Source organism: Methanosarcinales archaeon (assembly GCA_014859725.1).
Classification (GTDB): Archaea; Halobacteriota; Methanosarcinia; order Methanosarcinales; family Methanocomedenaceae; genus Kmv04.
This window is the reverse complement of sequence record JACUTQ010000091.1, coordinates 1-8,867: the sequence shown is the minus strand read 5'-3', so window position 1 is coordinate 8,867 and position 8,867 is coordinate 1. Positions and strand designations below refer to the sequence as shown.

General features: G+C 42.5%; 10 protein-coding genes. 5 read left to right on the top strand and 5 right to left on the bottom strand.

Translation table 11 applies throughout. From position 1 onward, the window contains the following. Positions 1–430: 430 nt before the first annotated feature. Both IBX40_08360 and IBX40_08355 read right to left on the bottom strand, forming a co-directional pair. Positions 431–1,180 (bottom strand): phosphopantothenate/pantothenate synthetase, encoded by a 750-nt coding sequence (locus IBX40_08360; protein ID MBE0524327.1) that lies wholly within the window; start codon positions 1,178–1,180, stop codon positions 431–433. Between the two features lie 40 nt (positions 1,181–1,220). Then, positions 1,221–1,982: a ribonuclease H-like domain-containing protein gene (locus IBX40_08355; protein MBE0524326.1), complete on the bottom strand. Its 762-nt coding sequence runs from the start codon at positions 1,980–1,982 to the stop codon at positions 1,221–1,223. Positions 1,983–2,055: 73 nt separating this feature from the next. Between IBX40_08355 and IBX40_08350 the strand changes: the two genes are divergently transcribed. The 5 genes from IBX40_08350 to IBX40_08330 all read left to right on the top strand — a co-directional run bounded on the left by IBX40_08350 (position 2,056) and on the right by IBX40_08330 (position 6,755). Further along, a complete protein-coding gene (locus IBX40_08350; GenBank protein MBE0524325.1) occupies positions 2,056–3,066 on the top strand; it encodes an N-acetyl-gamma-glutamyl-phosphate reductase in 1,011 nt (336 codons plus the stop codon). 11 nt (positions 3,067–3,077) lie between these two features. Next, positions 3,078–3,548, top strand: coding sequence for a CBS domain-containing protein (locus IBX40_08345; GenBank protein MBE0524324.1), 471 nt, complete (start codon positions 3,078–3,080; stop codon positions 3,546–3,548). 13 nt (positions 3,549–3,561) lie between these two features. Continuing rightward, positions 3,562–4,731 (top strand): bifunctional ornithine acetyltransferase/N-acetylglutamate synthase, encoded by a 1,170-nt coding sequence (argJ, locus tag IBX40_08340; protein ID MBE0524323.1) that lies wholly within the window; start codon positions 3,562–3,564, stop codon positions 4,729–4,731. Between the two features lie 81 nt (positions 4,732–4,812). Next, the gene (locus IBX40_08335; protein MBE0524322.1) at positions 4,813–6,384 is read left to right on the top strand and encodes a phosphoglycerate dehydrogenase; all 1,572 of its coding nucleotides are present in this window, start codon (positions 4,813–4,815) and stop codon (positions 6,382–6,384) included. 89 nt (positions 6,385–6,473) lie between these two features. Beyond that, positions 6,474–6,755 carry a DUF1699 family protein gene (locus IBX40_08330; protein ID MBE0524321.1) on the top strand — a complete coding sequence of 94 codons (282 nt, stop codon included), beginning with the start codon at positions 6,474–6,476 and terminating at the stop codon, positions 6,753–6,755. Positions 6,756–6,801: 46 nt separating this feature from the next. Here the strand turns inward: IBX40_08330 and IBX40_08325 are convergent, their stop codons facing one another. From IBX40_08325 to IBX40_08315, 3 genes are read right to left on the bottom strand one after another with little or no spacing between them, the layout of a single operon-like run. Further along, the gene (locus IBX40_08325) at positions 6,802–7,386 is read right to left on the bottom strand and encodes a methyltransferase (GenBank protein ID MBE0524320.1); all 585 of its coding nucleotides are present in this window, start codon (positions 7,384–7,386) and stop codon (positions 6,802–6,804) included. Next, positions 7,383–8,144, bottom strand: coding sequence for a 16S ribosomal RNA methyltransferase A (locus IBX40_08320; protein ID MBE0524319.1), 762 nt, complete (start codon positions 8,142–8,144; stop codon positions 7,383–7,385). Before IBX40_08320 ends, IBX40_08325 begins: the two co-directional genes overlap by 4 nt. Further along, positions 8,141–8,734, bottom strand: coding sequence for a DUF655 domain-containing protein (locus IBX40_08315; GenBank protein ID MBE0524318.1), 594 nt, complete (start codon positions 8,732–8,734; stop codon positions 8,141–8,143). Before IBX40_08315 ends, IBX40_08320 begins: the two co-directional genes overlap by 4 nt. Positions 8,735–8,867: the final 133 nt, after the last annotated feature.

Below are 8,867 nucleotides of genomic sequence, written 5' to 3'. Positions count from 1 at the left end.
TATGGACGGTAAGATGGCGCAAATGGCATACTGGGAGTCGGATCAGTTCATAGTAGTGTTGAAGCAGGGTAATGCCTGTGGAGGGAAGGGACTGACAGTTGAACCGTTGGGAAGGTGACACATCCTCCGTACTCTGATGCAGGTTAAGGATGCTAACAAAACTGTACTCATAACCTATCCGGAAAAGGATGGGGAGGTTCTTCTGAAGAGCCGGATGAGGGCATCTTCACGTCCGGTTCTGTGAGGGGGCTCATAGTAACCTTGGGGCTATTACCCCGAACAAGAGGTGCGCTATGAGCCCTACTCGACATTTGACGGATACCCACGGTATTTTATTATCAGTACCAATCCGTATTATCCGTGTTCCATCCCATTTTTTTCCCTTAACCGATGACGTATGAATGTTAAAGAGAGCCAAAAATATTTAGCATCATTTCGATACTTTATGTTTTTTGCACATAGATATAATAGCATCATCAAGCCCTTTTTTATTATCGAAATTATCGATAATGTCGATTAATTTTTTATTTGGGGTCTTATTCAATTCCTTGACCATTTTCAATATATTTGGCATTGCCCTCGTGATATTATCCACTATTGTAATGGTCGCTTTTTGAGCAGTTCTTGAAAGCGGATTAAGATCAACTGCAATCACCTGTTTACCCATACTCATTAATGCTTCACACCTGTCCCCATCCTCAAGAGGTACAAACACTACATCAGCTGAATATATCCCAGCTCGGCATACCTTCCCTCTTTCTGAAGACAGTCCGGGTATGGCTGCATCCGGGTCTGCACCTAATACATCCTGAGCCCCATGAGCTTTAAGATGTTTGATTATCTTCAAAACCCTATCTTCGGTCCTGTAGAACAGGTTCACTTCCAAAGGGGCACCGATCAAGCTTGATAGTTCAACCAGTTCATTCGGCACCAGGGCTGCCGAATTACCATTTACCGAGATAATGGGTCTTTGGGCAAGTAAAAGCATAGCTGTGGCAGCATATTGGGCATCCCTGGCAGAAGCAGTTGTGATCTCACCGATCAGGTAATCGAAAGCTTCACCTCTCCCCTGTGCTATCAATCCTTTGATACTGGTTATCCCTGACTCGATACCCTTTGCTATCAGCTCCCTGGTAATAAGAGAATTATATCTGGGATGGTCTTTCGGAATCTCTGTCATCTGGGATGATAGATTAATTCCGAAAGGCAAAAGTCTATCTTTAATGTTTTAAATTGTTGGGGTGTAAATAATTCACCAGATCAGGATAAATAATCTCAATAATTGTCTCAAGGTTTTGGATATCCTCTATATTGTACTTAATAAGGGTATCCAGTGCTTCCTGACTTCCCCTTTTATAACGGTACCAGAGTCTTACGGCATCAAAGCCGGTAAGTCCGGTCGTCTCAGTAGATCGTGCAAGGCCAAGCGAGGTTTCGATCTTTTTCAAACCTCCTGTCAATCCTATCCTCCTGAGTGGATACATAAGGTCAATGTGTAGCTGATCAAAAACAATATCCGGAAAATAATGTTTGATAAATGGTATGTCGAACCGGATACCATTAAAGGTAACAATAGTTTTACAGCCTTCAAGGGTACTGGGGAAATCATCCAGGTTGATGCCATTTATAAAAACTCTGGTCTTATCTTTGGTATAAACACCTATCATGGTTATCTCATGATCCCTGGCCGAAAGCCCTGTGGTCTCGATATCTAAAAATATAGTATTTTCTTTGAATTGACGGTATGCCCTCCAGTGTTCATTTGACGGCAGGGCTCTGGAAAAGTACGAATGGTCACTTGCAGCAAGCCGGTCCCGGGATTGCCCGATACCTTCCAGTATTACATTTTCTTTTGATGCTGGAAGACCGACATTTGGGTAATTCTCAATAAATTCCTCCCAGGTGCTAATACCGCTTTGCCATATCCTCTTTTCAGTCGAAGTTCCTACTCCGGGGAAGTGGATGTAACTGCTGGTGAGCATATTCAACATAAGGTTTTACCTGTATAAATATCCCAATATTATTTATCTTTGAGAGTAATAGGGCTATACTATTATGATACATGTAGGGATTGTTGGTGGTTCTGGCTATACCGGCGGCGAATTGCTTAGGTTACTGTCAGGCCATCCCAAGGCAGAAGTAGTATGTGTGACCTCGCGTCGATTGGACGGTAAACCGGTTATCAGTACCCATCCCCACTTAAATGGTTTTATAGAAATGGAATTCAAGAACCTGGATGCCGCTGAAGTCGCTAATAAATGTGATGTGGTATTTACTGCAGTACCACACGGCAGTGCCATGGATGTAGTACCACAGCTCCTGGATGGTGAAACTAAGGTGGTCGATCTTAGCGCAGACTATCGGCTGCCATCCAATATTTTCCAGCAAGTCTATAATCTTGATCACAAGGCACCACGGGAAGCCGTGTTCGGGCTGACAGAACTGCATCCTGAAGTGGCCGATGCTGTACTGGTGGCAAATCCCGGCTGTTATCCCACAGGAGCCACACTGGCAGCCGCACCAATGGTCAATGCCGGTCAGGTGGAACACGTCATATTTGATTCCAAGAGCGGCATATCTGGTGCAGGTACAGAACCTACAACAGTATCCCACTATCCTAATATGGCAGAGAATATCCAGGCATACAAGCTTACCACCCATCGCCACCATGCAGAGATGCACCAGGAACTGGGACTGCTGGATAATAACATCAAGGTAAGTTTTACTCCCCACGTGATCCCGTCAGTACGGGGCATCCTGACAACTGCACATCTGCTGCTCAAAGAAAAGATCAACGCCGAACAGGTTGCTGATATCTATCAGCAGTTTTATAAAAATAAACCTTTTATCAGGTTGCTCAACAGCATACCTGTATTGGGTGATGTCAGGGGTTCTAATTTCTGCGACATCGGTTTTGAAGTTGATGCTGAAGGTCAGAGACTGGTAGTGGTGTCGGCAATAGATAACCTTGTCAAAGGAGCTTCAGGCCAGGCTATACAGAATATGAACCTAATGTTCAATCTGGAAGAAACTACAGGACTCTGGACACCAGCTGTATTTCCCTAGGAAGTCTTACTATGAAAATTAAAGATATAATGACAACCAATGTAATATTTTGCAACCCAGATGACCTGGTTAAAGATGCTGCACGCCTAATGAAAGAAAATAAAGTCAGCGGCATACCCGTAGTCGAAGAAGGGAATGTATTAGGCATTATTACTGAAAATGACATATTAAAACTGCTGGAAGTCCCTGAAACGAACAGCCAGTTGTGGCTTCCAAGCCCATTTGAAATTATTGAAGTACCTATCAGGGAACTTATCGGTTGGGAGGAAGCTAAACATGCACTTGACAACAAGGGTGCTTTGAGCGTGGGTGATATTATGAGCCATCCGGCAATTACAGCCAGACCTGATGAAAGTCTGGAAACAGTGGCTTCAATGATGGTCAAACATAAGATCAACAGAGTGCCCGTTGTAGAAGATGAAAAGCTGGTCGGAATCGTATCCCGTCAGGACATTATCGGTGGACTGGCATTGTCATCATAGCGAGGAATGAATAGTGAAAGATATTGATGGCGGCATAAGCACTGTCCAGGGTGTCAGGGCATGGGGAGTAAAGCAGGGCAAGCACGGCCTTGCGGTGATAACTGCAAGAGGCAGTGCAGCAGGTGTATTTACTCGAAATCGTGTCATAGCTGCGCCATTGATTCTAACTAAACAGCATATCGAAGTGGGCAGGCTTTCTGCTCTTGTAGTCAATAGCGGGAATGCGAATGCTTTTACCGGTGCTTCCGGGCTGCACGATGCAAACCTGATGGCAGAGTTGACAGCTGCACGCATGGGTCTGAAAAAAAACGAGGTTGGTGTAGCATCTACTGGCGTGATAGGTCGCAGGCTGGATATGGAACTGATCAAATCTCAACTGGATGAAGTGATTAAAAACCTGACAACTGAATATGAAGGTAGTGCTAAAGCTGCCAGGGCTATCATGACCACCGATACTTTTCCCAAAGAAGTGGCAGTGGAGATGTCCAATGGGAGCCGGATCGGAGGAATTGCCAAGGGCAGCGGGATGATAGAACCAAATATGGGCACCATGTTGGCGTTCATATATACTGATGCAGACTTTGATAACGCAACCCTTGGTCAATGTTTACATACTTCTGTTAATAAAAGTTTCAACATGGTTGTCGTTGATGGTGATACCAGTACTAATGATATGGCCCTTTTAATTGCCACTGGTCAATCAGGTCGGCCTGATATTCAAGAGTTCCGGCAAAGTCTGGACTATGTTTGTATCCGGCTGGCAAAAATGATAGCAAAAGACGGCGAAGGTGCTTCGCATTTAATTGAAGCAAAAGTAACTGGAGCTAAAGATGAGAAAGATGCTGTGCTTGCTGCTAAGGCAATTGTCCGCTCGCCTCTTGTCAAGTCAGCTATCTTTGGCAAAGACCCTAACTGGGGTAGAGTAATTGCAGCTGTGGGGTATTCTGGTGCAGATGTAGACCAGGACATGATCAGTCTGGACTTTTCTAATAGTGATACTTTGGTCAAGCTAGTGGAAAATGGCAAAATCAATGATATTTCTGAAGACCAGCTGAAATACGTCATGGAATCTGAAGAAATTGTGATCCACATAAACATTGGATTAGGGATCGGCAGTGCGGCGGCCTGGGGATGCGACCTGACATATGATTATGTACGGATAAATGCTGAATATACTACATAGTGTAGTGACTAACGAAACAATGAAGTCATAATACTTATATTATCAATCCAGATTTGAAGGAGATTATTGGAGGACATTATAATGAAGGTTCTTGTTAGTGATTCCCTGTCTGAACAGGGTATTGAGATATTGAAGAAAGAAGTTGATGTTGACATAAAGACAGGGATGAGCCCTGAAGAACTCAAAGCAATTATAGGGGAATATGATGCTCTGGTGGTCAGGAGCCAGACCCAGGTTACAAAAGAGATCATCGCAGCTGCTACAAACTTGAAAATCATTGGCCGTGCCGGTGTTGGAGTAGATAATATTGATATAGAGGCCGCAACCCTGCGTGGTATTATTGTTATAAATGCCCCTGAAGGCAATATGATCTCTGCAGCTGAACATACTATCGCCATGATGATGTCCATGTCCAGGAATATCCCCCAGGCAAACCAGTCTCTCAAATCAGGCAACTGGGACCGCAAGACCTTTACTGGAGTTGAGGTGAGAAATAAAACTCTGGGTCTTATCGGCCTGGGCAGGATAGGAGCTGAGGTTGCTAAACGCGCTCAAGGACTGGAAATGAACATCCTGGCCTACGATCCATTCATTAGCGAGGAGAGAGCTGCTGATCTTGGTGTTACCCTGGCATCAGTTGAAGATATCGTAAAAAATGCTGACTACATCTCTGTACACACACCACTGACAAAAGAGACCAGGAACATAATTGATAAGGAAGAAATGGATAAGGTTAAACATGGAGTCAGGATAATAAACTGTGCCCGCGGCGGCATTATTAATGAGGAGGCATTGGCAGAAGCTGTTTCCAGCGGTAAGGTGGCCAGTGCAGCAATTGACGTGTTCGTTAATGAACCGCCAACAGGCAGTCCGCTTTTAGAACAGGATAACATCATAGTAACACCACACCTAGGAGCCTCCACCCTGGAAGCCCAGGTCAATGTGGCAGTGGATGTAGCAGAACAGATAATTAATTTCAAGAAGGGACTTCCCGTAAAAAACGCCATCAATATGCCGTATGTAAAACAGGAAGTCATGAAGTTGCTGCAGCCTTACCTGCCGCTGGCTGAGAAGATCGGAAAACTGGCGGCCCAGCTTATGGAAGGCAAATATGAACGAATCGAGGTAGCTTACAGTGGTGAGATCGCAGAAAGGGATACTGGCCCAGCCACAGTAGCAGCATTAAAAGGCCTGCTTGAGATCGCAATGGGTTCGGCTGTCAATTATGTCAATGCTCCGGTAATCGCCAAAGAGCGCAAGATCAACGTAATTGAATCGAAGTCCAAGACCATAGAGAGTTATTCCAATAAGATCACTCTGCGCATTTTCAATAATGGGAATGTTAAAACAGTAGCAGGGACAATGGTTGGTGTAAATCCACGTATCATCCAGATCGATGAGTACAGTATAGATATCCAACCCATAGGTCACATGCTGGTAGCACTCCATGAAGACCATCCCAATATTATCGGGCCCTGCTGTATGGTGATGGGGAAACGAAATATCAACATAGCAGGCATGCAGACAGGCCGGATCAAAGCCGGGAGTACAGCTATTATGGTACTCAATATTGATTCTGATGTCAATGATGAGATCCTGGAAGAGATCAAAGCTGTAGATGGTATTCGTGAAGTCAAGAAGGTTTATGTTTAAACCTGCCACTGATATTCATTCGGAATATAAAGTAATACTGTAGTTGTAACAAAAATTATAAATAGTCAGGATTACTATTTTTACATATTATGGAAGTAGTATTCCGTGTTATCGGTTCTGAAAAGAATCTTGATGATTTGAATTCAGATGAAACAAATGTCCATTTCTGTTTCAGACCTTCAGAAAAAGATATCTTTAAATTAAACCGTAAATGCCCTAATGTCAGGATAGTCCAACTTCCCGAATCATATTACAATACTTTATCGAATACAACTAAGACATTACTATCAATAAAAAATATAGAAATTCTTGTGGGGAATGTCTGGGGACATAGAACCGATATCGACAAATATATAACAGTAGATATCTAACTCTGCATTTTAGCATTTGGGATGGAAAGACCGACTTTTTTGGCATTTACTTGTTTCTTATACCTTTCAAGACTACAAGCTGTTCGAAAAAGTGTTTCGATTTAGATATAGGTTCAACAAATAAACCTGCATTGTTCATGATGTTGCAGACTTCTTTAATACCTGTAAGAGATGAAACTAGCAATAAAACACGTCCCTTGGGAGAAAGATAATCTCCTAATCCATCAATAAATCGTTTAATGGTTTGTCTTCCATTTTTTCCCCCTTCCAGCATTAGACCATCCCATCCACTTAAGCGTTCCTCATCTGAAGTTGGTAGATAAGGAGGGTTAAAGACAATAAGATCAAACTGCCCGTTGATACCGTCAAAAAGGTCAGTCCTTATCGCATTTATACCATTTTTACCGGCACAACGAACAGCATAGGGATTTAGGTCAGTAGCTACTACCAATGAAGCGCGGTTTTGTGCAAACAGAGAAACAATTCCACTACCGCAGCCCAGTTCTATCACCCTGTCACCATCTTTTATATTATCTATTAGAGCGTCAACCAGCAGAAAACTATCTTCAGCTGGTTCGTAAACTTGTGGTAGAAGATGTATAATTTTCCCGCGATATGTAATTGAAGTCATCTTCCTGTTCGGATTATATTTGCTAGCTCTGCCAGCTGTTCTGAAGATAAAGTTTCAGGACGCTGGTTTAATAGGTCTGCATTTAGTTTTAAGATATTTTCTGACGGAAATCCAAGCATTGATGCCGCTGCCCTTAATGAATTTTTTAACTTTTTCCTGCGCTGGCTGAATAATGCTTTTAATAGTCTTTGAAAAAATTGCAGGTCATTGACCCTGTATGGCGGCTCTTTTGGAGTGAGTTTCAAAATTGCAGATTGGACCTTTGGTTGTGGTTTAAAAGCTGAAGGAGGTACTTTTTCCAATAATTCAATATCTGAATGGTATTGTGCCATAACTGTCAACCGACTGTAATCTGAGGTGCCTGCAACAGCAATCATACGGTCTGCAAATTCCAGTTGATACATGAGGATGGCAAAATCAAACTGGTGTTCCAGCAGCTTGAAAGTAATTTCAGATGATATCTGGTATGGTAGGTTTGATACAACTTTGTTGAAAGGGGGAAATTGAACTTTTAATGCGTCCCCATACACTACTGTAACATTTGTTTCTTTGGTTAATTCCTTAAGGTTGTCTGCAAGCTTCCGGTCAATTTCGATAGTGATTACTCTGCCTGCGGCTTCAGAGAGTTTTTCTGTAAGATTGCCGGATCCACCCCCGATCTCAAGGACAGTATCTTTTTTATTCAGATCAGCATAAGCGATAATCCTGTCAAGTACCAGCTTATCAGTAAGAAAATGCTGTCCATATTTTGGTTTCATCTATGATTGCGGCTCTTTGCCGGAGTTGTAAATAGACGGTATTTGATCTGCTCATCCTTGAGTTCATCAATAATTCTGTGGACAATTAATTTCTCAGGTGTATGCAGACCTTTGACCTTTTCTGTAAGGTCCTTGAAACTGAGGAATTTTCCTTTCTTGCGTTCATCAATGATTCCCCACATCAGTTTTTTTCCAATACCAGGCAGAAGTTCAAGCATATGAAGTCTGTTGGTTATTGGATATGCATCATTATAGAAGTCTACATATTTTTGTTCATTTTCCACAACTAATTTTTCAAGAATGAACGGTAATTCTGCTTGAGCACCATGTGACAGTTCATCATAGGTTATCCTGTGTTTGACATGGTCAATAACATCCCGGTCCCCTTCTCCGATATACAACTTATCCTGGGTTTCTGGAAAGGCACCCTCTTTTGGAAGCAATTCCATTAGAACAAAATGGTCGGCACCAACTGCTTGTACAAGAGGTTTTTTCTGATATACCGGCCTTTGATCGTCAGGATTGCCATATGGTAAATAGTCTAAAACCCATGCCCACTCTTCTCTTTGAGGTTTTTTTCCGACAACCATAAGTAATCACTCATAACCTGATATATTCTAAATATTCAGCTTCGATCGAATTAATAAGCTCTATGCATACTTTTTTTTAAACAATATGTATCAATTGCATATAAACTTTTATATTGTAAAAGAGTGAAAAATT

Coding starts and splice junctions, on each gene's coding strand:
- IBX40_08350 (MBE0524325.1), top strand. CDS start 2,056: ATGATACATGTAGGGATTGTTGGTGGTTCTGGCTATACCGGCGGCGAA.
- IBX40_08325 (MBE0524320.1), bottom strand. CDS start 7,386: ATGACTTCAATTACATATCGCGGGAAAATTATACATCTTCTACCACAA.
- IBX40_08360 (MBE0524327.1), bottom strand. CDS start 1,180: ATGACAGAGATTCCGAAAGACCATCCCAGATATAATTCTCTTATTACC.
- IBX40_08330 (MBE0524321.1), top strand. CDS start 6,474: ATGGAAGTAGTATTCCGTGTTATCGGTTCTGAAAAGAATCTTGATGAT.
- IBX40_08335 (MBE0524322.1), top strand. CDS start 4,813: ATGAAGGTTCTTGTTAGTGATTCCCTGTCTGAACAGGGTATTGAGATA.
- IBX40_08345 (MBE0524324.1), top strand. CDS start 3,078: ATGAAAATTAAAGATATAATGACAACCAATGTAATATTTTGCAACCCA.
- IBX40_08315 (MBE0524318.1), bottom strand. CDS start 8,734: ATGGTTGTCGGAAAAAAACCTCAAAGAGAAGAGTGGGCATGGGTTTTA.
- IBX40_08355 (MBE0524326.1), bottom strand. CDS start 1,982: ATGCTCACCAGCAGTTACATCCACTTCCCCGGAGTAGGAACTTCGACT.
- IBX40_08320 (MBE0524319.1), bottom strand. CDS start 8,144: ATGAAACCAAAATATGGACAGCATTTTCTTACTGATAAGCTGGTACTT.